A 25,287-nucleotide genomic window follows, 5' to 3' on the forward strand; every position below is an offset into this window, starting at 1 on the left:
GCCGGACGCCGGACCTGTAGCGACACACCACCTGCCACCGACTACGCCACGGTCACCACGACGCGAGCGGAGACGGGCCGCGGGTCCACGGAGACGGTCACCTCCCGTGCATCCGCGTCGTACGTCCAGTCCGCCGTCCGCCCGTCGCCCGACACGACGACCTGTTCGGGCGCCTCGACGCCGACGAACGTCACGTCGTACGCCCGTTCGTCCGGGCGGCCCGGGTAGTCGCCGTCCATCCCCTCGATGACGAACCGGTGGCCGTTGGGCCTCGTCTCGTATCGGAGCGGCGTCCGCCCGAACTCGTCCGCCCGATACCCGAGGCCCTCACCCGCGTCGTCGTACAGTTCGAACGCGCCCTCGTCGCCCGCGTAGACACGAATCTCACGACGGTCCTCGGAATCACCAGCACGGTCGCCGAGCGGCTTGAGCGGGAGAACCGCGCCGGTCCGGGCGAAGACCGGCATCCGGTCGAGCGGTGCCTCGACGGTCGCGACCTGGCCCGCCTCGTAGCGCTCGCCGGTGAAGATGTCCACCCATGCGTCCTCGCCCGGCGGGAACCAGACCTCCTTCGTCGCGACCGGCCCGGGCGTCGCGATGGGCGCCACCAGCAGGTCGTCGCCGAGCAGGTACTGGCGGTCGAACGTGGCGGCCGGCTCCGCGTCAGGGTAGGCGAGCCACATTGCCCGCGCCATCGGGAGCCCCTCGTCGTGGACCTCACGAGCCAGCGCGTACAGGTACGGCACCAGCCGGTTCCGCAGTCGGAGGAACTTCTTCGCGGCTGCCTCGGCGGGCGGCGAGTACTCCCACGGCAGCCGGTCGCCGTGATACGAACGCTCGCTCGCAGTTGGCACCGCTTCGAGCGAACAGCGCGTCCTCGAAGTCTCACGCCAGCTCCTCCCGCCAGTCGAGGGCAGCGACATCACTGGCGTGGGTCGCCTCGAGACGGTCGGGCACCGCCGCCACGAGGTCCGCGTAGAACTCCGGCTGTGTGTCGGCCAGGTCCGTGACGGCGTCGACGATCCGCTCGAAGCGGTCACCATCCAGCCAGGTCTCGCGCCAGACGGCGTGGACCGTCGCCGCCAGGACCGCCGCGACGCGCGCGACGGCGTCCTCGTGGTCCGTTCCGGGGGGCTCCTCGCCAGCCGCGCGCAGTAGCGTGATTGCGAGCCGGACCCGACGGTCCAGCGGGTCGCCATCCCCAGCGTGGGGGTCGGCGTACGTGTCGACGAATCCGGGCAGGGCCGCCGTGGGCAGGGTCTCGATGGTCTGCCCGACGAGAGCCGGATACCACCGCTGTGCGACCGCCGGGGGCCGGGCCCGGACCTGGTCGAGTGCCATCACGAGCATCTCGTCCCCCTGGTCTGCCTCGACGACTCGCGAGAGCAACAGGTCGACCCAGCCGGCACACGCCCGCGGGTCGGGGTGGTACTTGGCGACATCGGGCAGTGCCGAGGCGTGGGCGAACGGGTAGAGTGGGACCCCCTCGTCGTCGACGTGGTCGGTCGCGTCGTCGACCAGCTCACCGACGAGCTCGACCCACCCGGGAATCTCGGCGGGGTCCGGGTAGGCGCCCGCCAGTCCGCTGAGGACATCCGCGTAGACGTGCGCGAGGAACAGTCCGGGGCGGTCGTCGTGGATATCACGCCGTGCGGTCCGGACGGTCCGTTCCTGAAGGGTCTCGACCCAGCCGGCGACCTCGGACGGGTCCGGGCTGTGCTGTGAGAGCCGCGAGATGGCGATCCCGTACGCGCCGGTGAGAAAGAGAGCGGGACCGCCTCGGAACCCGCCCTCGACGCCTGTCTCGAGCATCCGCTGCTCGAACTCGTCGACCCAGTCCGCGACCGGGTCCGGGTCCGGGTTCGAGGTGGCGAGTTTCAGCAGCGCCATCGGGTAGACGTTCTGGAGGAACTGGACGCGGTCGGCGCCGTGTGACTCCGAGCGGGCGGTCTCCCGGGCCCGCCGTTCGAACACGTCGATCCAGGCGGCTGCCGCCCCGGGGTCCGGGTAGTGCGCTGCCAGCCCCGCGAGCGACCCGGCGTACGTGTTCTCGAGGAACCGGCTGGCTGCCACGTCGAGGCGGTCGTCGGTCGCAGTCGTCACCGCCCGCCGGTCGAACGCCGCCACCCAGTCGGCCACGTCTGACGGGTCCGGTTCCTCGTTCGCCAGGAGGGATAGCGTCGCCGAGTAGAGCTCCACGAGTGCGAGTTCCCCCTCGACGCCGGCGTCGCCGGCGACGGCAGCATCGACGGCCCGGGCCTCGAGGTCGTCGACCCACGCCGCGGCGTCGCCAGGTTCGTCGTAGTACTCCGGGAGGGACGACAGGACCGTTCCGTAGGCAGTCGCCAGGAAGGCCGCCGCGTCAGTTCCGTGGACCTCGCCGGTGGCGAGTTCGGTCACGCGGTCGGACAGCGACTCGACCCAGCTGCCGACCCGGTCCGGCGCCGGATAGTCCCGGGTCAGGTCCGACAGCGCTCCCGCGAACACCAGCAGGAGGAACGTCGCGGGCTCCTCGTCGTGGACATCGCTCCCGGCGCTGTCGACGGTCCGGTCGAGATATCGGTCCCGCCAGCCGACGACCGTCGACGGGTCCGGATGAGACTGGGCGAGCGTCGACAGCGTCGTGCCGTAGAAGTCCGCCAGGACGGCTCCGGAGTCCTCGATACCGTCGCTGGTGGCGGTTTCGAGCGCCATCGCTTCGACCGTCTCGACCCACCCGTCGACGGTCCTCGGGTCGGGGTAGTGGTCCGAGAGCTTGGCCAGGGTCATCGCGTACGTCGTCGCGAGGAACCGCTCGGGCGTCCGACCGTGGTCCGCTCCGTGGGCCGTCTCGACCGTCCGCCGCCTGATGTCCTCGACCCAGCCGCGTATCTCCGAGGGCTCCGACCGCCACTGGGCCAGTTTCGAGAACGACATCGCGTAGACGTTCTCCAGGAACCGTGCGGGGTCGTTCCCGTGGGCGTCGGCGTGGGCGGCGTCCAGCGCCAGCCGCTCGACGGCGTCGAGGGCGTCGGCGACCGCCTCCGGCTCCGGTTCGTCCGCTGCCAGCCCCGACAGCGCCATCGAGTAGAGGTTCTCCAGGAAACTCGCCGGGTCCGCCCCGCGGGCCCGCTCGTACTCGGCGGCGACCCGCCTGGCGACATCGTCGAGCGCCGCCATCTGCTCCGCCCCGGCGAACTCGTAGTGATTCAGGTAGAGGCTCCCGAACAGGTTGGTCGAGAGGGTCTCGACGCTCACGCGCGAGGGGTCGACGTCCAGGTCCCCTTCGTCGAAGTCGGCCCGTTCGAGGAGCCGTTCCCGCCCGGCGCTGGTGCCGCTGACGACCCGTTCGACGTGCTCCCGGAGGTGCCAGGCAGCGACCGGCACCTGGTTGCGTACCAATTCGTCGAGACACTCCACGTACACCGCCGCCGGCACGTCATCGCCGGCCACCCGGGCCAGCAGTCTGTGGGCCTCTTCGGCGACGGTCCGCGCGAGGTCGTCGTCGCCGCTCTCGCGGCTGTGGCCGAACGCCTCTCCGAGGTGCTCGGCGAGTCCGACGTACCGGTCGGGGTTCCCGGCGTCCGCGACGGCGTCCAGATACTCGTCCAGCGTGCGGTCGGTGATCTCCCCCTCGAGGAAGCCGACCCTGAACACGGTGTCGGCGTAGATGTCCGGCGAGACCTGCCAGATGTCGTCGTCATCGAGCGGAATCGGCCCGGCGTCCGCGTCGACGGGGTCGGGCTCGAGGAACCGCCCCCCACCGGACGTCTCCCCGGCACGGTCGGCAGCCGCCCGGACATCACCGCCGAGGTACCCCGACAGGTACCGCGCACAGAGCCCCAGGTCACGGCGGTCGACCGTCTGTCCGAGGGCTGCCGCGAGTTCGTCGGTCCGCACCCGACGGACCGCCGACGTGATCTCGAAGGCGCTCCCGCCGATCGCTCGCCCGTCGACGACGATCGCCTCCCGGCTGAACAGCGAGTCGATGTCGCTCCAGATCAGCTCGTCCTGCGAGTCGATGCGCCCGAGCTGTGTCCCGTCGGTCAGCGCGAAGCGGGCGGCGATCTTCGCGATCTCTGGGTTCCCGTCGGCCACCCTGGTCGCCTCCCGGACGATGTCGGCCCGGTCGCCCTGGTAGTCGAACCGGTCGAGCGTCCAGGCGACGACCGCCTCGATGTCCTCGTTCGAGAGCCGGTCGAAGCGGATCTCCTCGTGGTCCCGCCAGACGGCCTTCCGGTAGCGGTCGTCGATGTCGTTGCTCAGCGAGTCCAGCGACCGGTAGAGTTCGTCTCGACACTCGAGGATGACCGTCGAACAGTGCCCCCGGTCCAGCCAGCGGAGCACCGCCTGGAAGCCACCCGGCCCGTTGATCGCGGTCTCGTCGGTCAGGCCACGCTTGTAGGCCGTGAACACGACCGTCTCCTCGCCGGTGGCCGTGAGGCTGTACTCGAGGGCGTCCCGGGAGCTGGTGTTGAAGTTCGGAAGCCGCACGTCGTACTCCGGCGCCAGCGCCTCGCAGGCCAGGTGGGCCGCCGTGGTCTTGCCTGTCCCGTGGCTTCCGCGCAGGACCACCAGGTCGGCACCCTCCTCGACCAGCTCGACCAGCCGGTCGTCCTCGTCGCCGTGGTAGGGCGGCACCTCGTCGACCGTGCCCACCTGGAGGACGTTGTCACGCTCCTCGTCCCGAACGGTCTCGCGGAGGTCCTCGATGTCGTCGGTGGCGCCGGCGATGCTCCCGGCGACGAAATCCGCGAATTCGTCGGGGGCGATGGTCGCCTCGGCCAGCCGCCCGGAGAGGTCCTCGAAGGCCCGCAGGTCCTCCTGGTGGGATTCGACGGCTGCCTCGACCTCGTCGAGGCGCCGGTCGACGGCCCCGCCGCGGGAGGACTCGCTCAGGGCGAGGAGCCGTTCGGCCGTATCGCCCCGGACGAGTCGCCGGAAGTTCCCGACGGTCCGTGGGGGGAGCCCGAGTTCGGCCTCGAGGCTCGCCCGCGCCGGGGGCGTCATCTCGTCCCCGAGCAACGCATCGAACGCGTCGGCACGCGAGAGGTCGTCGTCATCCTGGAGACGCAGGTACAGCGCCAGCGACCCTCCGGCGACCAGTGCGCTCGGCGCCGCCCCAGCGCCGAGCCCCAGCGTCGACGCCACGGGGACGGCGGTTCCCGATGACCCCGCTATGGCGGAGGCGTCCGTCGCCAGGTCGGCCAGCGTCTCCCGAGAGAACAGCCCGGAACAGGCCTCCTTCGTCTCGGCGAGGAACTGGGTGATGCCGACGTTCCCGAGGACCCCCTCGAAGGCGTTGCGCACGCCTCCCGGGAGGAGTGCCTCGCCGTCTGCCCCCAGTCGGTCCGAGAGATACACCACGAGCGCCGGTACCAGCGTCTCGCCGTACGCCTCGACGCCGAGCGCCTCGCGGAGCGCCGGACTGTCGAACTCGTACTCGGGAACCAGGAAGAGTTCGTCCATCGCCGCCCGCACCTCGGCCGGCGTGAGCGAGGCGTCGGCCTCCGTCCGACAGACCGACAGGCAGCACCCCACCACCTGGTCACGGTCATCGTCGTCCTCGGGACTGTACCGGAGGAGGTAGCCCCGGTCGAAGCCGCCGAGGATGCCGCCATCGAGACCCGTCTCCGGACTCTCCAGCAGCCAGTCGATGTCGTACGGACGGGTGACCAGGCAGACGCCACCCGGGCGGTCCTCCGCGAGCCACGCCTCGAACGCGTGCCGGTCCTCGGCCGGGGCGTGCTGGTAGGCCGAATAGAAGTCGTCGACGACGACGAACTCCCCGGGAGGCGACTCAACCGCCGTTCCGAGGTCGTCGACGACGGAGGCCCGCCGTTCGGCCGCCCTGAAGCAGTGGCTCTTGCCGACGTACGCCGCCCCGATCAGAAGGGTGTCCCGCCCCGCGAGCTCACCCACCTCGATGCCGTCGGGTGTTCGCTCGAATAACTCCATCGTGATGCTCATCACTTTCGAGGCAGCCGTACTGAATATTATCCCGGTCCGGACGGAACTGTCCAGATTCGAAGTTCCGGGCAGCAGGTCCCCCGAGAACGGAGCGGAGGCTCCCGTCCTGTCCCTGCCTGCAGTTCTCCGGAGCGGCGTCGGTCGGGAGTCTACAGTCCCTCCGGGGGCTGCCGTGGCGTCGTCTCCATGTGGACGGGCCAATTCATCTCACCGCGGCCTCCACCGATACTGCACATCCGAAGTCGAACGCCGCCTCACTCGGCGGATTCGTCGAAGCGGCGACCTCGCTAAAAACACGTGAATGCCGAGTACGAGCCTGCCGTCGACGGCGACCAGAACGGGGGCCCACGCGAACGTCCCACCTCAACGAGGCGAACGACGAAGCCGTGAGCGGGTAGGGTAGTTTACACGAGTCCGAACAGATCGGCGACCTCCTCGGCGAACTCGGCGATCGCCCATTTGACCCGGTTGACCGTCCCGACACCCCGGATGGAGATGTCGTCATCGACCAGCGCGTCCCGGAACGCCCGGGCGGGGCGGTCGGCGGCCTCGATGCGCTCGACGGTCTCGCGGTCGGTCTCCATGCGGATGGTCGCGTCGTCGCGGGGGCCCCGCTGGAACGACCCGATCCGGGTCTGTCCGTCGGTCACGAACGAGAACTCCGCCACCCCCTCCGCGGCGGTCACGCGCAGGTTCACCTGCTCGCTCGCCAGTTGCTCCTGCGCGGCGCCGAGGTCGGCCCCGCCGACGGCGCCGTTGTATCGCTCGATGTACGAGGCGAGTCGCTCGTACAGCTCCAGCACCCACACCGGCTCGACCGGAGCCATGGCCCCCGTGGGCGGCAGGTCGGGCGGGGCGACCGACGACGCCTCACCGTCGGGGGTGGCGTCGGCCGAATCCGACGACGACTCCCCGCTCCCGGAGGCCGACTCGTCGCTCGTGGTCGCCGACACCCCGCTGTCGATGAGGACCGTCGGCGCTCCGGAGACGATGGTGTTCGGGGGGCCGTTCTCCGCGATGGTGTCGCCGACACGCACCGCGGGATAGCCGTTTATCAGGACCGTGGTACTGCCGGTCACGACCGAGCCACCGACGTGGGGGACCGGGCCGGTCGACAGCGGACAGCTGTGGACATCGGCACCGGCCCGCCACGCCGGGAGGCCACCGATGAGCACGTTCGGACTTCCGACGCCGTTCAGCGGTGTCCCGTGAGCGGTCATGTCGCCGACTCTGACTCCCGGTGGCATGGTCAGTTGATCTTGACGAGCGAGCCCTGCAGGGTGAGGATTCCCGCCGAGGTGGTCGTGAGCTGGGCGTCCGCCGAGATGTCGATGTTCGGCGCGTCCAGCGATATCCTCGTCGGACTCTCGATGACGACTTCCCCCTGCTGGTTGCACTCGACTCGGCACGACGACTGCGCCGACTCCGATGCGGCGCTGGCGTCGCTGCGCTGCTGTTCCGCCTCGAGCGCCGATGCAAGCGTCGACTGTAGGTCCTGTAGCGCCTCGCCCGCGCCCTCGATGTCTTCGGGGCCCTCACCGGGGACCCGCAGTCCGCCCTCGGCGTCGAGCCGGTACACGGACCCCGACGCCGGATGCTCCAGCCGTAACTCCTCGGCCTCGTCGTCGATATCGATCTGCCACCCGATATCTTCGGGGCTCCCCCCATCTACTGACATGCGTGGCTGTTTGGTAGGTGGTATCAAGAAACTCATGGTGCCGTACGGGAGGCGCCGGCCACGTCACTCCGGGACAACCCCCAGGTCGCTGCCGAGAGGCGCTCACTCGACGGTGGTACAGTCCAGGTCCGGGACGGTGATGGGCTCGACATCCCCCCACGATCGGTAGTCGACGACGGTCGCCCCCGTCTCCAGTCGGCGCGGGTACCGCGTCTCGGCGTCCACGTAGTACGTCATCTGGCCGTGTGTTCCCATGCTTGCCTCGTCCTCGTTCCCGTCGCGGGTCCGCGTCCGGTTCTGCCCCGAGCCGGGGCCGTCGGCGGGTCCGGAGGGAGTCTCTGCCGCAACGTCGGCCGCGGGAACGGTGAGGACGAGCATCTCCCGGCCGTCGAGCGACGTGGTCTCCGTCACCTGCAGTTCGGGCGGTTCAGTGTCACCATCGGGCTGCTCGGCGACCGAGGCCAGGGCTTCCGTCCCGGAATCCACGTCCGGATATCTGGTGCAGTCCCCGTCGACGACCACGTACCCGTCCCCGTCGACGATGTAGGACTCGACGGCCGGCTCGGCGCCGTTCTCCGGGAGCCGGAGGTAGCGGTCGTCGCCGTCGAACCGCGCGACCGTGAGCGGCGCTCCGTCGCCCGGTCGGGTCACCCGCATCCGGTACGCGTCGCCGAAGCGGAAGGCGCCGGGGTAGTCGGTTCTGTCGCCCGGGGACAGATCGTCGAGCGGTGCCCCCCCGCCCAGTTCGAGTTGTCCGCACCCGGCGACCGAGGTCGAGACTGCAGAGGCCGAGAGCGCCTGCAGGAACCGGCGCCGGTCGGCTACAGCCGTGCCAGCGATACCAGCGGACCCCGCGTCGGTGGCGCGTGAACTGGTCGGCTCTGCGTCCGCCTCGGCAGGTGGCGGCTCGGAAGCCGGGGGCTCACCATCCGTCGGCGCTACGTCGGTCGATTCGCGGGGGTTCGGACACATATCGTGTTCGGGCAAGGTACTGGCCAGCGGTCCCCGGCCACGACGCACGTGGCCGGGCGCGGTGTGGGACACGTTCACTCGCCCAGTGACATAAATCCCGGCGCGGAACCGGCGCCGGTGAGAAGCCGCCACGCCTCACCCGCGGACAGGGGAAGCGAGGAGGTAGGCCGCGGGACGGTGTGGGCCGGATATCACCCACCACTATGCCGGCCCGCCCCGGAGAGACGGGTATGACCGGCACGCCGGACGACGAGTTCCAGCGGCTGCTACTCAGACGCCGGGCCGTGCTGCGGGCGGTCGTCGATGGGGTCGACGACAAGCGCGACCTCGTCGAGCGACTCGAGATACCCCGGTCGACGCTCGACGACGTGATGCGCGAACTCGCCGAGGCCGGCCTCGTCAGCTACGACGACGGCCGCTGGCGACCGACGTCCGTCGGCCGAACGGCGCAGGCGATCCACGCGGACTACACCGAACGGGTCAGTGGCGTCGCCGACGCGGCCTCGGTACTCGGGGCCGTCCCGGATATCGACATCGGCCGGGCGATGCTCGATGGCTGTACGGTTCACGAGCCTGGCAATATTCTGCCGGACCGGGCCGTGACGACCTTCGTCGAGCAGGTCCGCGCCGCCGACGAACTCCACGGGCTCGTCCCCCAGGCGCTGGCCGGTCATGTCCCGTCGGTTCACGAAGAGGTGACTGCCGACCAGTCGATGGAGGTCGAACTCGTCTTCGAGCCGGCCGTTTTCGACCAGTTGTTCGACGTGTACGCGGCGGAGATGACCCGGGCACTCGAGACGGACCGAATCGAGTTCTACCGGACGCCTCTCCCACACCCCTACGGGCTGTGGGTTGCCGACGAGGCCCACGCCGGCGTGGTTATCTACGGCGGCGGGGGCATCCGGGGCATCATGGTGAACGACACCGACGCCGCCGTCGAGTGGGCCACCGAGAGATACCGGCGGGCGAGCGCCGAGGCCGAGCCGATTACGCTCGCGAGCGTCGAATCCTGAGGCCTCGGTGGCTGGGCGAGCGACGCGCCGGCGGCACGGCGTGCCCGCGCCCACCCCCGTGCGACGTTCGACCAGGGGTAGTCGTAATTCGCACGGAGCGAGGCAGCCGCTCGGAACGGGAATACAGAGTAATGCTGCCGGCACGTGCCCGTTCGGGTGGCCCTCCAGGCACTCACCACGTCGCGGTCCCACGTTTCTGCGGGCCGGTCAGATCGCGTCGGCCTCCGCCAGCGCGTAGGCGACGAGGTGGCGATACACCCGCTCCTGGCGAGTGGTTGGCTCGTCGAGCTCCATCCGTTCGAGATACGGCCGCGCGGCCTCGGGAACGAGCAGGCCCTTCCCGACCGACCCCAGCGCATCCGCCACGGACGACCTCGAACCGAGCGCGGACGGCAGCGACTTGAGCGCCGACGGCACCGCCCCGACTGATGACGGCAGCCCGCTCACCTGCCGCTGGAGCGTCTGGAGTCCCCGAGCGAGGGCCTGCTCCTCCTCGGTCAGCGCCGTCCCGAGCGGGAACCGTGGCAGGTGGTCGTCGTACGGTTCCAGCGCGGACTCGATGGTCTCCGGGTAGTTGTCGCGATAGGCGGGCGGGATGGACCAGTCCTCCGGCAACTTCCCGGCGGCCTTCGCCTGCTCGACGAGGTCGGCCTGGAAGCGCGAATCCGCGACCTTCACCATCTCCTTGATGACCGCGGCGTCGGAGCGGTCCCGGAGGTCGGCGACACCGTACTCCGTGACCACGATATCGCGGAGGTGGCGCGGGATGGTGATGTGGCCGTAGTTCCAGACGATGTTCGACTCGACGCCCCCGTCGCTCGTCTCGCGGGTGGCCCGGACGAGGATGACCGACCGGCCGTCGTCGAGTTCCTGGGCCATGTTCACGAAGTCGAACTGGCCGCCGACGCCGCTGATGACCCGGTTGTCGGCGAGCCCGTCCGAGACGACGGCGCCCGTCACGGTCGCCTTCATCCCCGTGTTGATGAAGCGCGCATCCCGGCGCTGCAGGCGAGCGAGGTCTCCGCCCCGCCGGAGCTGGTTCGTGAACTGCACGCTCCGCATGCTGAACCGTCGGCGCTCGGTCTCGTCCATCTCCCGGAACTGCTCGTAGAGGTCCTGGGACCCGAGGAAGAAGCCGCCGTGGCACACCCTCCCGTTCGCCAGTCCGTCTCCGAGCGCGTGGCTGGCGATGACCGACCGGGCCTCCTCGTCGGAGAGGTCGGCCGGGCAGGTCTCGCCGTCGACCCGCAACTCGCCCGCGTCGTACTCGACGGCGTCCCGGAAGACACCCCACTCCCGGAGGTAGGCCACGTCCGCCGGAGCGAGCGCCTCGTCGATGGCTCCCATCTCGACCAGCGCGTCGAGTGCCGACAGGTCGATTCCGTCCGCGACGATACCCTCGTCGACCAGCCGCTGGATGTGGATATCGTCGTAGACCTCCCGGGAGAGGATGCCCGCCTCGTGGAGATGGAGGAAGGTCTCGACGACCATCTCGGAGGCGGCGTACAGCCCCTCGTCGAACGGGTCGCTCCCGCCCCAGTCGGCCAGCAGGTCCGGGCAGTCCTCGGGGACGCCCAGCGCCTCGATGGCGTCGGTGTAGACATCGTTGTGCTGGTCGCGGAGTTCGATGGCCGCGCCGATGGCGTCGCCCAGCGAGCCGATGCCGATCTGGAGCGTGCCGCCATCGCGGACCAGGGCACTGACCCGGAGTGCGATGGCGTGCTCGGCCGTCGAGACGGGAAGGTGCGGTGGGCCGACCAGCGGGAAGTCGTACGCCGGATCGTCGAGCACCGCGTCGAACGCGGCCGGGTCGATGGGCGCCTCCCCGTACATGAACGGCATGTTCCGGTTGACCTGCCCGACGACCATCGCCTCGTCGTCGGCCGCGTGCTGCTCGCGGAGCATCTCGATCACCTCGTGGCTCAGGTCGGGGTTCGACCCCAGGTTGAAGCACCGCTCGCCGTCCCGTTCGCCGACCCCGACGAGCTGGACGAGCAGGTTCACGTCCGCGGTCGCGACGGCCCGGGCGGCGTGGGTGTAGTTGACACTGTGATGGTGCTGCTGGGCGTCGGGGTTCCCCAGGAAGTCACCGGGCGGGAAGTAGAACTGGTGAACATCGATGTTCTCCGGGAGGTCGCCCTCACGCAGCAGCTCGTCGTACCTGATGGCGGGGTAGCCGTCGAAGAGCCGCTCGCCGAGCGGTTCGACCAGCCGGCGTTCGAGGTCGGACTCCCAGCCGGGCTCCGAGAGCGTCAGCGCCGTCCAGATGGTGAGGTCGAGCGAGGGGTCCGCAAGCGCCCGCTCGACGAGTTCGTTGAGCAGGTGGTTCGGCTTCCCGAGCCCGAGCGGCGTCGCGACCGTGATATCGTGGCCGAGCCGGTCGACGATGCGGTCGACACACGCCGATACGTCGTCGAACTCCGTTGGGGGCATGGTTCGATGGGTTCTCGACCCGGACGTATCAATGACGGCTACTTCCTCCTCGGACCGTCCCTCGTGACGGTGCGTGGGCAGCCGGCTACCAGAGCCGATGTGAGCCGGGGTTTCAAGTGAATGAGCGTTCAGTACATCACCAGCAGCGATGAGCCGAACCGTCCGGCCCGCAGTCCACTTCCTCCTCGTCACCGCACTGCTGGTCGGGGTCGTGTCGGGGGCCCCGCTCGCAGCAGCCGACGACGATGACGACACCGTCGTCGCGACGAACGGGACCAATCTGGAACTCGGCGGGCCGAAGGGCATCAACCTCGGGACGGATGGCGTGAGCCTCGGCGGCGACTCGGGAATCGCCCTCGAACCCGGTGACGGAGTGAGTGTGGGTGGTGAGAGCGGCGTCCACGCAGAGGTCGGCGAGGGCGTGAGTGTGGGCGGTGAGAGCGGCATCCACGCGGAGGTCGGAGAAGGTGTGAGTGTGGGCGGTGAGAGCGGCGTCCACGCCGAGGTCGGAGAAGGTGTGAGTGTGGGCGGTGAGAGCGGCATCCACGCCGAGGTCGGCGAGGGCGTGAGTGTCGCGAACGGAAGCGTGCTGTCGGCGGGGCGTGACGGCGTGACGGTTCTGGAGCAGGGGTACGAGGCGGACTCCGGCCTGACGGTCGGCGAGTCACCGGTCCGCACCGGGAACGGGTCGCTCGCACTCGGCGGGAGCGAGGGTATCTCCCTGGGCCGCGACGGTATCGCCGTCGGTGGGGATGACGGTGTCGCCGTCGGGGTGAGTGAGGGAGTGAGTGTCGGCGGTGAGAGCGGCATCCACGCGGAGGTCGGCGAGGGCGTGAGTGTCGGTGGCGACGACGGCGTCACCGCGGAGGTCGGCGAGGGGATTCGGGTCGGCGGTGACGAGGGCATCACCGTGGGACTCACCGATGGTCTCCGTATCGGCGGCGACGACGGGCTCCGGCTCTCGGCGAGCAGCAGCGGCGTCGGGGACCTGGGATACGATCTGGAGTCCGTCGACAGCACGGATTTCGACGCGGGGGCAGTGAACCAATCGAACGCCAGCGTGGTGACGGCCACACCGGTTGCCGGGGAGAACGGCGAGCTGGACCCCGTCGGTCCTGCCCCTGCAGACCGGCCGGACACGACGGGAGCGCGGACGGGCCGGCTCGACACCGCCACCCCGGCCACGGAGCAGTCCGGGACCGAGACGTCCACGGCCACGACCGACAGGGCCGCTGGTGCAGTGCCGTCCGGATTCGACGGCGAGCTCCCGGTTTCCCCCGAGGGCGCCGCAGCGGGCGGCGCGGCGACGGCGGCACTGCTCGGCGCGGCGGGAATCGCGGCCAGGCAGACCTCGATGGTCGGCGGGACCGGGACGGGGACGGCGGCCGCACGAGCCGCCTCGACGGCGATCGCGACCGGCGACGGCCGGCTCGCCCGGATGCTATCGCTGTTCCGGTACTCCCGGTACGACGACTCGGACCCGCTGGAGCTCGATGCCCGGCGGCACGTCTACGAGGCCATCAGCGACCAGCCCGGCGAGCCCATCACGGCGGTCAGCGACCGGGCGGACGTGAACCTCTCGACTGCCCGCCACCACGTCAAGGTGCTCGAGCGCGAGGGGCTGGTCGCGACCGCGCGGGTCCGCAACTGCGAGCGGTTCTACCCCGCCGGCACGGACGACCTCGAACTGGCGGCGGCCATGGCCGACGAGTGTACCGCGGATATCCTCGATGCGCTCGTCCGCCTGGAGCCGGCGTCGGTCAGCGGCCTGGCCGAGGCGGTCGACCGTTCGCCAGCCACCGTGACGCATCACCTCCAGAAACTCGAGGACGACGATATCGTCGTCCGGGAACGCAACGGCCGGGCGGTCGAGAACAAGCTCTCCGAGGCGGCTCGCGCCGCACTCGACCCCGAGACGGAACGTCGCCGCCACGCGGCCGAACGCAAACTCGAGGCCGACGGCGCCGAGCCGAACGCCGGGGGCGACACCGTCTCCGGAGCGCAGGCGGACTGAGGCGTACGGTCGGCATCTCGGCGTCGGTACTCCTCCGTGCAGGTCTGTGAGTCCCCGCAGCGGCCCCCGGTGGAAGGGCCGGGTACTCTCTGACGTGGGCTCGCTGGCGCGGCACGGCGGCCGACTACTCCCGCAACCCGGCCTCCTGCAGCGACTCGTCGAGGTCGTCCCGGACCCGCTCGCCCATCTCGCGGCTCCCCGCCGTCGTCACGACGCGGTTCTCCTGTACCGACGACCCATCCCGGATCAGCAGTCGGACGTTGCCGTTCTCGTCGGCGCGGGTCGCCTTCGCCCGGAGCCCCGAGCGCGAGCCGGAGCCGCCCGCCGATATGGGACCGGGGATCACCTTCTTCACGTGCGGGTGTGCGGCCACGGTCCGGACCGCCGTCATCCCGTCGCGGCCGCCGACCAGCGTCGTGTGCGAGCCGCCGAGCTTCTCGTCGGGCGGCGTCTCCACCACCTCCAGGGACCGCTCGCCCGCCCGCTCCCGGACGGCATCGACGACCGACTGGTCGCCCCGGGGCTCGACACGCCGGAGGGGGTAGTGCAGTTGCTCGCGAACGGCCTCCAGCACGTCCCGGTTGCCGGCCGCGTACACCTCTTCGGGGCGCTTGCGGTGGATCTCGTCGGCGATGCGGCCCGCGAAGTTGCGCAACTCGATGGGTTCGCGCTCCCCGTCGCTCTCGGGGCGCGTGGTGACCGTGCGCTCGGCGACCACGTCCTCGTCCAGCAGGACCGTCACGGTGGCGCGGTCGCGCTCGCAGGCGACGACCACCCGGTCCGCGTTCTCCGTCCGACAGGTGAGACAGAAGTCGCCAGGGCGCTCCAGTGGCGTGGCACACTGGCGACACTCCATACCGGATGGAGGCCATCCGCGCGCATAAGCCGGGCGGTTCGAATCGTCGATATCTCGCAGGGGCCTGCTGGACGATCCTGTTCGCGCTACAGAACCTGTGCGACGGACGCGCTGTGCCCAACGTCGCTGCGCCTCCGTGAGTCTAACCCATATTGGGTACGCAGCAAGGTCTTTGTTGCCTGACGCGAATCCCGACACGTGAGCCGGAATCGCGATGATTCGGGGCAGTTCACCGAGGAGGTCGGCCTCGGGGACGTGCTCGCGGTGTTCGACGAGGTCGAAGGGCCCGTCGTGATGACGGGCGACGTGGTCGAGGCCACAGGCTGCTCTGATGATACTGCGCGGCGGAAGCTCGGCCAGCTGTACGAGCAGGGGCGGCTCGGTCGCCGCAAGACGGCTGGTCGGGTGGTCTACTGGCGACTCGACGCCGCGGACCCGACCCCAATGGATCCCGAAGACCCGATTTTCACCGACCGTCCCACATTCAGTTCGGGCGAGGAGAACCTCTCCGGGCGGGTGGATGAGCTGCTGTACGGGGAGGGAGCGTGACGGAGCCACGACCGCTGTTCGTGGATACGAACGCGTTCGTCGCGATCTACGACGAAAGCGACGACCACCACGAACGCGCGAACGCAGTCCTCGACGGAATCAGGGACCGGAGCTATCCTTATGGGCCACTGTTCACCAGCCGCCACGTCCTCTCGGAGACGGCCACAGTGTTGCTGTACGGGAGCAGCCACCGGGATGCGGTCCGGGCGCTCCGGAATATCTGTGAGTCCTCGAGCATGAACGTACTGGCGCTCACCGAGCCACTGTTCGAGCGCACAGCCCGACAGTTCGAGCAGTACGACGACCAGCAGATATCATTCGTCGACCATATGAACGCCGTCCTCCCGGCCGAATACGATATCGAGCACATCTTCGCATTCGAGGAGGATTTCAGAACCCTCGGCATGACCCGCGTCCCGGTGGATACCGGGGAGCATCCGGAGGGTGGGTAGCGGAACCGAGTGCCGGTAACCGAGCGGGGAACGCCCGTGAGTGACTCCACACAGCCGGTCTGTGCTGACGAAATCAGGTCAACGCCAGCGGGTCGTCCTTCAGATACTCCCGCAGCACCACCGTCGCATACGACCCCTTCGGCAGCGCGAACCGGAACCACAGCGACTCGGGGTCGTCGTCGACGCGCTCGGCATCCAGCTCGGTCCGCAGCAACATCGCGCGCCGCGTCCCCGTCGACTCGAACGCCCCGGGCAGGTCGAAGTCGGACGGCGAGAGGTCCAGTTCGTCCAGTACCTCGCGTTCGATGTCGCCCTGCTCCCCGTCCGCGAGCTCGGTCTCGGTCCCGACGAGCGGCGCGGTGACGAACGCCCGGCCGCGGGCGCAGTGGCGGTTGACCGTATCCACCCGCCCCTCGTCGACGCGCTGGAGACGGTCGGCATCCGGGAGCGCGAGGTCGTCGGGAATCTCCGGGCCCCGCTCGGCGAAGCAGACCACGTCGCCCGCGACGGCCTCGGCGAACGGGAGGCCGCGCTCCAGTCGCTCCGACAGCATCAGGTTGAACGCGTACGACTGCGCGGCGTTGACGAGCATCGTCTGCAGGTTCGACGGGAGCGACTCCAGGGCGGCGCGCCAGTCCTCGTCGGTCGGCTCGCCCTCGCCGACGCGCTCGGCCAGCGTGTGGAGCATCGCGCGCTCGTAGCGGAGCTTCCCGGGCAGTCGGTCCAGCGCCGCGTTCCAGTCGCGCGTCTCGGCCACGAACTCGCGGGCCTCGCGCGTGTCAGCGGGCTCCTCGGGCGCCGTCTGCGTGACGTAGGTCATCACCGCGTCCTCCCAGTCCTGCCGGACGACCGCGAGTCCACAGCGGTGCGTGACCGGGCGATACGAGCCGAACCGCTGGTGGCCGAAGTAGTTCGGCACGCCCGCGGGGTCGTCTGCGGACACGTCCTCGGGGCCGGCATCGCCTCCGGCCACGAACGCCCGGAGCGCGTCGGTGATGGCAGCGGCGTTCTCGGGGTGGTCAGCGCTCCGCACGCGGATCTCGAAGGCGTTGCCCGCGAGGTCGCCGAACAGGACCGGCCGCCCCGCCCGACCCAGGACCTCGATATCGGCGTCGCCCAGCTCGGGCAGGTCGCGCTCCTCGTACCGCACGGAGAACAGCTGCGTCGTCACCGCCCGCTTGTCCTTCGTGCCGGCCCAGGAGACGCGCTCGCGGCTCATCCCCAGCTTCCGCGAGAGCGCGCTCGCGAAGTCGTTGGTGTCCCAGCCACGCAGCGTCGCGCGGAACACGAGATGCGGGTACGCGCCCGTGTCGGCGTCGGCGGGGTGCAGGTCCACGTCGAACCGCTCGCGCTCGCGGACGACGAAATCCTCCTCGGCGAAGCGTAACTCCCCACCGGTCCCGTCGGCGTCGCTGACGTACCACTCCATCCCCATCTCGCGCTCGCGGGGGGCGGCCTCACGCATCGTTTCCGGCCCCGCTGCGCTGGTCGCTCCGGTCCGGTCTCGGTCGTCGCATACCTGGACGTGGCCGGCGACGGGCCTCGGTCTTTCCGGTCGGCTGCCACACCTCCGTCGGCGTCGCTGCGACCGGCTGGCGCTACTGGATACGTCGGGAAGAAACGGAGTCGAAACCCCCGGAAGGGGCGTTCAGTTCTCGTCGCGAGTGATCTCGTACTGGAAGTCCACCGCGTTCTGGGGCATGATCAGGGCGGTCCACTGCCCCTCGGCCGGGTCGTCGATGCGGTAGACGAACTCCTTCTGACTCCCGTGGCTGGTGTAGGGTCCCTGGCTCTCGCCGCGCGGGCCCTCACCGCCGAGGGAGACGTGGCCGTCGTTCGTGACGCGGACCCGTTCGGCCTCGACCGTCGTGCCGTTCGGCGCGACGAAGGTCACGTCGAAGCTGGCCGACCGGTCGTTGGCCGGGCTCCCCGTCGACAGCGTCACCGACGCGCTCTCGGTGTCGTCGCTGACGCCGAAGGTCGTCTCGAAGGGCTCGTCGGGCTGTGTCCAGACCTGGAAGTGCAGGTCGACCTGCTGCCAGTAGTCGCCCCGGTCCGGGCGGGCCGGGTCCTGCAACCCGAGGTCGATCTCGGCGTTGTAGTCACCGACGCTCGCGGATTCGGGCGGGCTCACGGTCACGTTCACGGTCGCGGTCTCACCGGGCGCGACCTCGCTGGGTGCGTCGATCTCGAACCACGAGCGCTCGACGGTCTGCTCGGAGCCGGGATAGCGACGCCGGGTCTCCTGGGTCTCCAGCGTCGGGTTCAGCGGCACCGCCTGCTCGCCGGTGTTCGAGACCTCGATCTGGTAGGTGTAGTCGTCGCCGGCCTGGACCTGGGTGCGGTAGTACCGGTCGCTACTGATCCTGACCGTCGGCTCTTCGAACACCTCGACGTTGATGGTCGCCGCGTGGACCGGCCGCGCCGGCTGCCCCGGGCGGTAGGTGACGGTCTCGTTCGTGAACGCGACCAGCGCGCGGTACTCGCCGAGTTCGGCGTCCGACGGGACCGAGACGGTCACCGTGAACGTGCGCTCCTCGCCGGCCGCGAGCGTCGTGTCCGCGCTCTCGATGCTGACCCAGCTCTTCGCGAGCGGGCGGCCCCTGACCTGTGGGAGGACGACGTGCGGGTCGAGTTCGACCGCCTCGTCCTCGCTGTTGCCGACCGTGACGTTGAACGTGGTCGACTCGCCGGGCTTGACCTCGCTGCTGCGGTAGCCCTCTTCGATGTAGAGGCGGGTGTAGTTGCGCTCCTGGGACGCCGATGCGGCGTCACCGTTCTGTGCTCCATCCGTGGCAAGAGCGGCCGGTTCGCCCTGTGTCTGCGCGGGCGTGCTGTTCCCTGGTGCGTATGCCGTCGCTGCTGGCGCGATGAGCAGTGCGACCAGCGCGAGGGTAAGGAGGGTTCGTACGTTCATCGGTAGCGAGGTCCGGGCTTGGAGGGCCGATGGACCCGTTTCGGTCGGATGGCTGAATGATTATTCAATGCGGCGGAGGAACAAACGGCCAGTTCACCTTGCGGTGTGTTCACGTATCAGAGCGATGTGACAGCAGGAGCAGCAGTTCCGTCGCACGGCCGCTCGCGAGCGATACACCGCGGTCAAATAAGAGAGCCGGAGCCGCCGTTCATGGACCGGGGCTGCCGTTCAGGAGGACATGGGTTCGCAATGCCAGCCGGGGTCCTCACCCGTCCGACCGATGAGGTCGGACCGGCACGCCGGGCAGTAGTCCGGCGTCCCGCCCATGTTCCGGGGGACGTACACCGCGCCGCCACACTCCACGCACGCATCAGCAACGACCGTCGTGCAGTCCGCGCAGACGTTGAAATCGTCGACCGTGAGGTCGCGCAGGGGTTCGAGTTGTTTGTCGAGGATGTACTCGTCGATGACCGCCTGACAGTTCTGACACGGTTTCATGGCGATGCGTCTCTCCCCATGTGATGGTCACACAAAGCCTTGCCCCCCGCGGCGAAGTGTGCAGGCGATTCCCCGTGACCTGTCCACTCCCAGCGTCGTCGGGGGTCGTGGTAACTCGACCCTCGGAAGGGTTATCCCCGCGACCACGTTACGTCTATTCGCAATGGCAACCGGAAAAGTTGACTTCTTCAACGACACTGGCGGTTACGGCTTCATCTCTACTGACGACGGCGACCTGGACGACGACGAGGACGTCTTCTTCCACATGGACGACGTCGGCGGCGAGGACCTGCAGGAGGGCCAGGAGGTCGAGTTCGACATCGAGTCGTCCCCGAAGGGCCCGCGCGCGGCGAACCTCGTTCGCGTCGAGTAACTCCTTCGCAGACAGTACCGACGGCTCCCCGCCGCAGCGCGCGATGGGCGTGACCGTTCGCAGTTTCCGTTCTTTCACACTCCCGAGCGACGCGACTCCTCGCTCGGGCTCCACCGGCTCCGGAGCCACGGCCACAGGCGGTGCTGCGGTCGACCGACCGAGTGACCTCAGCGCTCGTGCTCGTGCTGGTCCTCGTTCTCCTCCAGCAGTCGCGCCTGCGCCTCGATGCTGGCCAGTTCGCGCTCTGCCTCGGCCCGCCCGGAGCCGTGGGCCTCCCGGACCGAGATGTCGAGTTCGGAGGGGACGAACCGGCCGCTCTCGTCGTCGGCCGCGTCCTCGGGCTCGTCGTCGCCGCGCCCGGTCAGCCAGGCCAAGATGCGACGGAGCATGCCTCGGCCTACGTGGACCTGCAACAAAAGCGTTCAGCCGGGCTCTCCCGGGGGCGACCCAACGCACGCGAACCGCAAGACCCCTGACCACCGGGGGGCAAGAGTGGGGTATGAGCGACGACGCCGAACGCCGTCGGGCCCCGCCGACGGAGGAGGGCTGGTACGTACTGCACGACCTGCGCAGCGTGGACTGGGACGCGTGGCGTGACGCACCGGACCGCGAGCGCCACACGGCGCTGGACGAGGGTGTCGACTACCTCGAACGCCACGCAGCACTCGCCGATGTCGACGGCGAGGACGGCGGCACGGCGGTATTCTCCGTCGTCGGGCACAAGGCCGACTTCATGGTGCTGCACCTCCGGCCGACGCTGGCGGCGCTGGACCGTGCCGAGCGCGCGTTCGAGCGGACGGTACTCGGCGGCTTCACCGAGCAGGCCGATTCGTACCTCTCGGTCACGGAGGTCTCGGGCTACATGCACGACGACCTCGACGAGGGCCTCGAGAACGTCGAGGACGCGGGGATGCGCCGCTACATGCGACAGCGCATCCACCCCGACATCCCGGACATGGCGCACGTCTGCTTCTACCCGATGGACAAGCGCCGCGGCCCGGACCACAACTGGTACGACCTCCCGTTCGACGAGCGTGCGGACCTGATGAGCGCCCACGGCGACATCGGCCGCCAGTACGCCGGCAAGGTGACCCAGATCATCAGCGGGAGCGTCGGCCTCGACGACCACGAGTGGGGCGTCACGCTGTTCGCCGACGACCCGACCCAGATCAAGAAGCTCCTGTACGAGATGCGGTTCGACCCCTCCTCCTCGCGCTACGCCGAGTTCGGCACGTTCTACTTCGGCCAGCGGTTCTCACCGACGGACCTGCCCGCGCTGTTCGCGGGCGAGGCCGTCCCGAGCGATGGAGCGAGCGAGGGTGCGGACGCGGGACACGCGGCCGTGAGCGGGGGTACGGACGAGTCTCCGGCCGCGCACGGCGACGAATCGGCAGCGCCCAGCCACGCACACGGGGGCGAGGGGGAAGGCCATCCCCACGCCGGCGGCGAGGATGGTGACGCAGCCGAGGCGAGCGACGACTCGGACGGCGACCATCCCGACACCGGTGGCGGCGGCCGGCCGCAGACGCCGGACGAAGCCCCACACGAAGAGATCGAGCAGGAGGCGCTCCGGCGGGAGATGAAGAGTCTCGGCGTGGAGGCCGGCGACCACTCCGGGGCGGGCTACGGGCTCGTCTTCTACTCGAACGCCGACGCGGAGGCGCTGATGGAGGAGGTCGAAGGGCTCCGGAGCAACTTCGACCACTACGACACGCACGTCCTGACGACGGTGCGGGCCGACCAGGGGCGCTCGGTGGCCATCAGTCTGTGGGCGAACCAGCGCGCGGCCGACACCGCGAGCGGCTTCCTCGGCGACCTGACCGACATCGAGCGCGGCGTCGGCGGCCCGCTCCCGGGCGGCGAGAACGCCGCGGACGAGGATGCGGCCGACGAGGCCGACGGCGAACACGGCGACGCGGACGCGGAGGACGGTACCGCGGGCACCGACGACGAGGCAACCGAATCGCTCCGGGAGGAACTCGAGGACCTGGATGTCTACGCCGGCCAGCCCCACGGCGAGGACGTCTACGCGGTCGTCCTCTACTCCGAGGCCGACGCCGAGGAGCTGGCCGAGGAGGTGTACGGGATGCGCGAGCGGTTCGACCACTACGACACGCACGTCAAGACCGCGCTGTACGACGCGCGTGGCGCGCCCGGCGAGGGCGGCGACGCGGACGAGGGGACGGGCGACCGAACCGCCGTCGTCAGTATCTGGGACACCGCCGACGCGGCCGACACCGCGAGTGGCTTCCTCGCCGACCTCCCGGGCATCGTCGAGCGGGCCGGCGAGGAGTCCGGCTTCGGCACGATGGGGATGTTCTACACCGTCGAGCCCGACTACCGGGACGAGTTCGTCGATACGTTCGCCGACGTGGGCGGGATGCTCGCCGACATGGAGGGCCACTTCGATACGGACCTGATGGTCAACCGCGAGGACGAGAACGACATGTTCATCGCGAGCCAGTGGCGCTCGCGCGAGGACGCGATGGCGTTCTTCCGCTCGGACGCGTTCCGCGATACGGTCGAGTGGGGCCGCGAGGTGCTGGCCGACCGGCCGCGACACGTCTTCCTGGCCTGAGGACGCCGTTTTATCTCGATCGAGTGGGACGGTACAGCATGGACGAGTACGTCCGACCACATCGTGACGGTGCTGTACTGCTGACAATCGACGTGCAGGCCGATTTCACGCGGCCAGGGTCCCCGGCAGCGGTCGACGGGACTGCCGAGGCGGTCCCACGGATGCGACGGCTCGTCGAGGCGTTCCGGGCTGCGGATGCTCCGATCATCCACGTGGTCCGGCTCTACAGGCAGGACGGGTCGAACGTCGACCGGTGCCGGAGGGAAGATATCGAATCCGGGGCGGAGATCGTTCGGCCCGGGACCGATGGCGCCGAACTGGTGGGTGAACTGAAACCATCGGCCGATGTCCGTCTCGACGCTGCGCAGCTACTACGTGGCGAGTTCCAGAACATCGGGCCCGAGGAGTGGCTGATGTACAAGCCACGATGGAGCGCCTTCCATCGGACGGGCCTGGAGGAGTTCCTCGCGACTCGGTCGGTGGACACGGTCGTCGTCTGTGGCTGCAACTTCCCGAACTGTCCACGAGCGACCATCTACGAGGCGAGCGAGCGGGATTACCGCCTGGTCTTCGTTCCCGACGCGACCTCCAGGGTGTACGAACGTGGTATCGATGAACTGGAGGACATCGGTGTGGCGGTCCGAGAGACCGCGGACACGGTCGAGTGGCTCGTCGGCTGAACTGGGGGTCGCGGCGGGAGTCGCGTCAGTCGTCGGCTGCGGCGCCCTCGTAGCCGTAGGCGTGCTCTGCGTCGGACTCGGCGGCGCCGAGCTGGTCGGCCAGCGGCCCGCAGGTCGTCTCGCTCACCTCGAGGTAGCGCTCGCCCAGCTCCTCGGTCACGTCGGCGCTCGTCTCCACGGCGTCGCTCATGGCGCTCGTCGCCCGGGCATCCGCCTCGGCGAGCCGCTCGAACGTCCGCCCGACCCCGTCGTAGAGGGTGTCCAGCGCGGCGTCGTCGTCGGGGTGGGCCTCCTCGATCTGGTCGACGGCACGAACGGCCGCGTAGTGCGAGGAGAGCCGCGTCCGGCGACTGAGGTCGCCGAGGTTCTCGATACCGTCGAGAACGTCCTCCGCGACCGTGCGCTGCACGCCGAGCCCACCACGAACGAGGGAGCGCTGCATCGAGAGGACCGGCCCGAACAGGCCACCCCGATCCGCGTCATCCGATACCATACAGCCTCCTAAAACAGGACGGTATTGTATAAGGTTTTCCACCGTGTCGGACAGCGAGCCGACAGTGGAACGTTGTTAACGGGATACTATCCGGTAATCAACGAGCGGAAAGCGGCATCGGTCGACAGGACCGAGCGGGGCGAGACAGGACGGCACGTTCCCGGGCCCTCGGGTCGGTTCGGGTCAGTTCGGGTCCAGCCCCGGCGACAGCAGCCGGCGCGTCAGCCGCTCGGAGAGGGTCGCAGCCGTCTCGACCGTCGTGATGGCCGACTCCCGGGCGCGGTCGTCGAGGTCGGTGAGGATCTCGAACGTGCGGCCCACGCCGTCGTACAGCGGGTCCGTCGGCGGTTCCTCGTCCGGGTGGAGTGTCTCCACCTGGTCGACCCCGCGGACGGCCGCGTAGTGCGAGGAGAGGCGCACACGGCGGCAGCGGTCCTCGGCTCGCTCGATCTCCTCGAGCAGCGACTCCTCCACGTCACGCTGCAGCGAAACGCCCTCGCGAGTGACCGTCCGTCGCAACGCACAGACCGGACCGAGCGGCCCACCGACACCCCCCTCGTCGCTCGTCGACATACACGGGCCGAGTCCACGACAACTGAAAACTGTTTCTTTGTTGTTATCCGGTGGCAGACCCCCAGTCGCCGACGGTCGGGGCCCGGAACTCGGGGCTCGGACCTCGGGGCTCGGACCTCGGCGCGTCACTCCTCCCAGCGGAAGCGGCCGTTCCGCTGGACCACCTCGCCGTCGACCGTGAGCGAGGACTCACCGCTCATGTCCGTGATGAGGTCGAGATGGACCGCCGAGTCGTTGCCCGACTCTCCCTCGGGGAGGCAGTCGTCGTACGCCCGGCCGACGGCGAGATGGACCGTCTCGGCCATCTTCTCGTCGAAGAGGATGCTGTCGGTGAACCGGTCGATGCCGCGGTTCATCCCGATGCCGAGTTCGCCCAGGCGGCGGGCCCCCGCGTCCGTGGTGAGGACCGATTCGAGGGCGCCCGCGCCCTGCTCGGCACTCCAGTCGACCACCTCGCCCCCCTCGAACGAGAGGTGTACGTCGCGCACGCGCTGGCCTTCGACGGTCAGTGGCACGTCGAAGAAGACCTCGCCCGCCGTGTCGTAGGGGGCGGTGAACACCTCGCCCGAGGGCAGGTTGTGCGAATCGTACGTGACCGACGCGGCGGAGTTGACGGCCGTCCGCCCCGCGATGGACATCGTCAGGTCGGTCTCGACGGGGCCGCCGGCCTTCTGCAACCGGACGGTATCGCCCTCGTCGAGAATCGTCTTCAGCTGGGCCATCTCCTCGGCCAGGGACTCCCAGTCCCGGAGCATCGCGTCGTAGACGAAGTCGCGGTACGCCTCGTAGCTCATCCCGGCCGACTGGGCCATCGCCCGCGTCGGGTGGACCGTCGCCACCCAGTCGGTCGCGAGCCGGGCCTCGCGGATGCCCTGGCGAGCCCGACTGCTGGCCTGTGACCGCTCGCTCGGCACGTCGGCCATCGCGGTCGCGTTGCGGTCGGCTCGCAACGAGAGAACGGAATCCGCGTTCTCGTACAGCGAGAGCTCGTACTCGGGGTCGCTCTCGAACTCGCCGTCGTGCGCCCGGAGGTAGGCCCGGGACACCTCGCCGGACTGGTAGAGGGTGACCAGGTTCGCCCCACGCTCGCCGAGCTCGGCGGCCACGGCGACCGCGAGGTCGTGGGCCCCCTCGCCGACCTGCACGACCACGTCGTCGCCCGCCTCGATGCGGGCGCTCCAGTCCACCAGCGTCCTCGCGTGTTCGCGTACGCGCTCGTCCATGCCGGGCGGTCGGCACGCCCGACCAAAAGGGCGCCG

At 69.7% G+C, this 25,287-nt stretch carries 21 protein-coding genes; 7 read left to right on the top strand and 14 right to left on the bottom strand.

Going from position 1 to position 25,287, the window contains the following annotated elements; translation table 11 throughout:
• Positions 1-41: 41 nt before the first annotated feature.
• The 5 genes from NL114_RS01355 to NL114_RS01375 all read right to left on the bottom strand — a co-directional run bounded on the left by NL114_RS01355 (position 42) and on the right by NL114_RS01375 (position 8,599).
• A complete protein-coding gene (locus NL114_RS01355) occupies positions 42-854 on the bottom strand; it encodes a glycoside hydrolase family 31 protein (protein WP_254823010.1) in 813 nt (270 codons plus the stop codon).
• A gap of 31 nt (positions 855-885) precedes the next feature.
• Positions 886-5,949: a hypothetical protein gene (locus tag NL114_RS01360; protein WP_254823011.1), complete on the bottom strand. Its 5,064-nt coding sequence runs from the start codon at positions 5,947-5,949 to the stop codon at positions 886-888.
• Positions 5,950-6,353: 404 nt separating this feature from the next.
• Positions 6,354-7,196 (bottom strand): PAAR domain-containing protein, encoded by an 843-nt coding sequence (locus NL114_RS01365; RefSeq protein ID WP_350355387.1) that lies wholly within the window; start codon positions 7,194-7,196, stop codon positions 6,354-6,356.
• A gap of 2 nt (positions 7,197-7,198) precedes the next feature.
• Complete coding sequence (locus NL114_RS01370; protein ID WP_254823013.1) at positions 7,199-7,627, bottom strand: hypothetical protein; 429 nt, start codon at positions 7,625-7,627, stop codon at positions 7,199-7,201.
• A 102-nt stretch (positions 7,628-7,729) separates the two neighbouring features.
• Positions 7,730-8,599 carry a hypothetical protein gene (locus NL114_RS01375; RefSeq protein WP_254823014.1) on the bottom strand — a complete coding sequence of 290 codons (870 nt, stop codon included), beginning with the start codon at positions 8,597-8,599 and terminating at the stop codon, positions 7,730-7,732.
• Between the two features lie 230 nt (positions 8,600-8,829).
• On the opposite strand from NL114_RS01375, the gene NL114_RS01380 reads away from it, so the two are divergent.
• Complete coding sequence (locus NL114_RS01380) at positions 8,830-9,612, top strand: helix-turn-helix transcriptional regulator (protein WP_254823015.1); 783 nt, start codon at positions 8,830-8,832, stop codon at positions 9,610-9,612.
• Positions 9,613-9,819: 207 nt separating this feature from the next.
• Here NL114_RS01380 and NL114_RS01385 read toward each other — a convergent pair whose 3' ends face one another.
• The gene (locus NL114_RS01385) at positions 9,820-12,045 is read right to left on the bottom strand and encodes an acetyl-CoA hydrolase/transferase C-terminal domain-containing protein (RefSeq protein WP_254823016.1); all 2,226 of its coding nucleotides are present in this window, start codon (positions 12,043-12,045) and stop codon (positions 9,820-9,822) included.
• Positions 12,046-12,193: 148 nt separating this feature from the next.
• On the opposite strand from NL114_RS01385, the gene NL114_RS01390 reads away from it, so the two are divergent.
• Entirely contained in the window at positions 12,194-14,059 is a 1,866-nt protein-coding gene (locus NL114_RS01390; protein WP_254823017.1) for a helix-turn-helix domain-containing protein, read from the top strand.
• A gap of 124 nt (positions 14,060-14,183) precedes the next feature.
• Here the strand turns inward: NL114_RS01390 and NL114_RS01395 are convergent, their stop codons facing one another.
• Positions 14,184-14,915 (bottom strand): DUF2103 domain-containing protein, encoded by a 732-nt coding sequence (locus NL114_RS01395; RefSeq protein WP_254823018.1) that lies wholly within the window; start codon positions 14,913-14,915, stop codon positions 14,184-14,186.
• A 198-nt stretch (positions 14,916-15,113) separates the two neighbouring features.
• Between NL114_RS01395 and NL114_RS01400 the strand changes: the two genes are divergently transcribed.
• Both NL114_RS01400 and NL114_RS01405 read left to right on the top strand, forming a co-directional pair.
• Entirely contained in the window at positions 15,114-15,464 is a 351-nt protein-coding gene (locus NL114_RS01400) for a hypothetical protein (protein WP_254823019.1), read from the top strand.
• Positions 15,461-15,916: a type II toxin-antitoxin system VapC family toxin gene (locus NL114_RS01405; protein WP_254823020.1), complete on the top strand. Its 456-nt coding sequence runs from the start codon at positions 15,461-15,463 to the stop codon at positions 15,914-15,916. Before NL114_RS01400 ends, NL114_RS01405 begins: the two co-directional genes overlap by 4 nt.
• 73 nt (positions 15,917-15,989) lie before the next feature.
• On the opposite strand, the gene truD is transcribed toward NL114_RS01405, so the two are convergent.
• The 3 genes from truD to NL114_RS01420 form a co-directional block, all read right to left on the bottom strand.
• Positions 15,990-17,381 carry a tRNA pseudouridine(13) synthase TruD gene (gene truD, locus NL114_RS01410; protein ID WP_254823021.1) on the bottom strand — a complete coding sequence of 464 codons (1,392 nt, stop codon included), beginning with the start codon at positions 17,379-17,381 and terminating at the stop codon, positions 15,990-15,992.
• 183 nt (positions 17,382-17,564) lie between these two features.
• Positions 17,565-18,833 carry a hypothetical protein gene (locus NL114_RS01415; protein ID WP_254823022.1) on the bottom strand — a complete coding sequence of 423 codons (1,269 nt, stop codon included), beginning with the start codon at positions 18,831-18,833 and terminating at the stop codon, positions 17,565-17,567.
• A gap of 228 nt (positions 18,834-19,061) precedes the next feature.
• A complete protein-coding gene (locus NL114_RS01420; RefSeq protein ID WP_254823023.1) occupies positions 19,062-19,331 on the bottom strand; it encodes a DUF7571 family protein in 270 nt (89 codons plus the stop codon).
• Positions 19,332-19,494: 163 nt separating this feature from the next.
• On the opposite strand from NL114_RS01420, the gene NL114_RS01425 reads away from it, so the two are divergent.
• On the top strand, positions 19,495-19,704 hold the full coding sequence (locus NL114_RS01425; RefSeq protein ID WP_254823024.1) for a cold-shock protein: 210 nt from the start codon (positions 19,495-19,497) through the stop codon (positions 19,702-19,704).
• Between the two features lie 167 nt (positions 19,705-19,871).
• Here the strand turns inward: NL114_RS01425 and NL114_RS01430 are convergent, their stop codons facing one another.
• Positions 19,872-20,093, bottom strand: coding sequence for a hypothetical protein (locus NL114_RS01430; RefSeq protein WP_254823025.1), 222 nt, complete (start codon positions 20,091-20,093; stop codon positions 19,872-19,874).
• Positions 20,094-20,203: 110 nt separating this feature from the next.
• Between NL114_RS01430 and NL114_RS01435 the strand changes: the two genes are divergently transcribed.
• The gene (locus tag NL114_RS01435) at positions 20,204-22,282 is read left to right on the top strand and encodes a heme-binding protein (RefSeq protein WP_254823026.1); all 2,079 of its coding nucleotides are present in this window, start codon (positions 20,204-20,206) and stop codon (positions 22,280-22,282) included.
• 38 nt (positions 22,283-22,320) lie between these two features.
• A complete protein-coding gene (locus NL114_RS01440; RefSeq protein ID WP_254823027.1) occupies positions 22,321-22,962 on the top strand; it encodes a cysteine hydrolase family protein in 642 nt (213 codons plus the stop codon).
• A 25-nt stretch (positions 22,963-22,987) separates the two neighbouring features.
• Here NL114_RS01440 and NL114_RS01445 read toward each other — a convergent pair whose 3' ends face one another.
• The 3 genes from NL114_RS01445 to NL114_RS01455 form a co-directional block, all read right to left on the bottom strand.
• A complete protein-coding gene (locus NL114_RS01445) occupies positions 22,988-23,455 on the bottom strand; it encodes a hypothetical protein (RefSeq protein WP_254823028.1) in 468 nt (155 codons plus the stop codon).
• A 183-nt stretch (positions 23,456-23,638) separates the two neighbouring features.
• A complete protein-coding gene (locus NL114_RS01450) occupies positions 23,639-24,028 on the bottom strand; it encodes a hypothetical protein (RefSeq protein WP_254823029.1) in 390 nt (129 codons plus the stop codon).
• A 125-nt stretch (positions 24,029-24,153) separates the two neighbouring features.
• Positions 24,154-25,251 (bottom strand): aminopeptidase, encoded by a 1,098-nt coding sequence (locus tag NL114_RS01455; RefSeq protein WP_254823030.1) that lies wholly within the window; start codon positions 25,249-25,251, stop codon positions 24,154-24,156.
• Between the last annotated feature and the right edge of the window lie 36 nt (positions 25,252-25,287).

It is taken from the genome of Haloglomus halophilum (assembly GCF_024298885.1).
Lineage (GTDB): Archaea > Halobacteriota > Halobacteria > Halobacteriales > Haloarculaceae > Haloglomus > Haloglomus halophilum.

Coding starts and splice junctions, on each gene's coding strand:
- NL114_RS01360 (WP_254823011.1), bottom strand. CDS start 5,949: ATGAGCATCACGATGGAGTTATTCGAGCGAACACCCGACGGCATCGAG.
- NL114_RS01365 (WP_350355387.1), bottom strand. CDS start 7,196: ATGCCACCGGGAGTCAGAGTCGGCGACATGACCGCTCACGGGACACCG.
- NL114_RS01370 (WP_254823013.1), bottom strand. CDS start 7,627: ATGTCAGTAGATGGGGGGAGCCCCGAAGATATCGGGTGGCAGATCGAT.
- NL114_RS01375 (WP_254823014.1), bottom strand. CDS start 8,599: ATGTGTCCGAACCCCCGCGAATCGACCGACGTAGCGCCGACGGATGGT.
- NL114_RS01380 (WP_254823015.1), top strand. CDS start 8,830: ATGACCGGCACGCCGGACGACGAGTTCCAGCGGCTGCTACTCAGACGC.
- NL114_RS01385 (WP_254823016.1), bottom strand. CDS start 12,045: ATGCCCCCAACGGAGTTCGACGACGTATCGGCGTGTGTCGACCGCATC.
- NL114_RS01390 (WP_254823017.1), top strand. CDS start 12,194: ATGAGCCGAACCGTCCGGCCCGCAGTCCACTTCCTCCTCGTCACCGCA.
- NL114_RS01395 (WP_254823018.1), bottom strand. CDS start 14,915: ATGGAGTGTCGCCAGTGTGCCACGCCACTGGAGCGCCCTGGCGACTTC.
- truD (WP_254823021.1), bottom strand. CDS start 17,381: ATGCGTGAGGCCGCCCCCCGCGAGCGCGAGATGGGGATGGAGTGGTAC.
- NL114_RS01415 (WP_254823022.1), bottom strand. CDS start 18,833: ATGAACGTACGAACCCTCCTTACCCTCGCGCTGGTCGCACTGCTCATC.
- NL114_RS01420 (WP_254823023.1), bottom strand. CDS start 19,331: ATGAAACCGTGTCAGAACTGTCAGGCGGTCATCGACGAGTACATCCTC.
- NL114_RS01425 (WP_254823024.1), top strand. CDS start 19,495: ATGGCAACCGGAAAAGTTGACTTCTTCAACGACACTGGCGGTTACGGC.
- NL114_RS01430 (WP_254823025.1), bottom strand. CDS start 20,093: ATGCTCCGTCGCATCTTGGCCTGGCTGACCGGGCGCGGCGACGACGAG.
- NL114_RS01435 (WP_254823026.1), top strand. CDS start 20,204: ATGAGCGACGACGCCGAACGCCGTCGGGCCCCGCCGACGGAGGAGGGC.
- NL114_RS01440 (WP_254823027.1), top strand. CDS start 22,321: ATGGACGAGTACGTCCGACCACATCGTGACGGTGCTGTACTGCTGACA.
- NL114_RS01445 (WP_254823028.1), bottom strand. CDS start 23,455: ATGGTATCGGATGACGCGGATCGGGGTGGCCTGTTCGGGCCGGTCCTC.
- NL114_RS01450 (WP_254823029.1), bottom strand. CDS start 24,028: ATGTCGACGAGCGACGAGGGGGGTGTCGGTGGGCCGCTCGGTCCGGTC.
- NL114_RS01455 (WP_254823030.1), bottom strand. CDS start 25,251: ATGGACGAGCGCGTACGCGAACACGCGAGGACGCTGGTGGACTGGAGC.